The organism is Planomonospora algeriensis, from assembly GCF_977012225.1.
Genome location: NZ_CDRNDK010000951.1, coordinates 1 through 915, shown reverse-complemented (window position 1 = coordinate 915; position 915 = coordinate 1). Strand labels below are relative to the sequence as shown.

1 protein-coding gene and 2 pseudogenes are annotated in these 915 nt (G+C 79.7%); all 3 read left to right on the top strand.

Translation table 11 applies throughout. The annotated features are described in order from the left end of the window. Positions 1-327: pseudogene (locus tag ACWJ6R_RS37120) on the top strand (DUF5682 family protein); the annotation flags it as partial. A gap of 122 nt (positions 328-449) precedes the next feature. Next, a pseudogene (locus tag ACWJ6R_RS37115) lies at positions 450-584 on the top strand (DUF5682 family protein); the annotation flags it as partial. 15 nt (positions 585-599) lie between these two features. Beyond that, the coding region (locus ACWJ6R_RS37110; RefSeq protein ID WP_449066667.1) for a hypothetical protein at positions 600-915 on the top strand (316 nt) is incomplete at its 3' end.

Here is a 915-nt window from a genome sequence, read left to right as displayed (position 1 = left end):
CTGCCCGGCCTGGTCGCCGACCGCCTCGCCGACGCCGCCGACGCACTGCCCGGCGCCGCCGGCCTCGCGGACCTGCTGCGGGCCCTCGACCTGCTGGAGGCGCTGCGCCGGGAGCACCTGCCCGGAACCACGCCCCGCAGCCGGGAACGGGCCGCCGAGCTGGCCGGAACCCTGCTGGAGGCGGCCGTCCGCACGCTGCCGGGCCTGGCGGGCAGCGACCGGCCGGAGGACGCCGCGGCGCTGGTCGCGCTCATCACCGGGATCGGAGAGCACCGGCTGGGCCTGCGCGTGGACGACTCCCTGGACGCCCTGGGGCGCACCGGTTCCCCGCTCATCCGGGGGGCCGCCGCGGCGGCCCGGGTCCTGCTCGACCTGGACGCGCCGCACGAGCTGGGCGCCAGGCCGCCGGATGGGTCACCGCCGCCGCCGGACCGCAGGAGCGGCACCGCCTGTCCCGCCTGCTCGCCGGGCTGCTCACCGCGGCGGGCCCGCTCCTGGAGTCGGCCGCGGCGGTCCTGGACCCGCTGCTGGAGCGGGTGGAGGACCTGGCCGACCAGGACTTCCTGGACCGGTTGCCGGCCCTGCGGGGCGGATTCGACGTGCTCGACCCGGCAGGACGCGACAGGCTGCTGAGGGCCGTCACCGACCGCCTGGGCGACCCGGTCGACCTGGCGCTGGACGCCCCGCCCGAGCTCCTGGCCCTGTGGACCGCGGCGGACGCCGCCGGGCTGGCCGCGCTGGAGGGCTGGGGGATCTCCGTCCCCTCCTCCACGGACGCCCGAAGGCTCCCTCAGCCCGGTCGGCGACCAGGCGCGGAACCGCTCGCGCCCTCCGTCCCGTCCGCCCCGCTCGTACGGTCCGCCCCGGACCGGCGGGCCAGCGGCGCCGGGAGACGCGGCGGCAGGGCGACGGAGG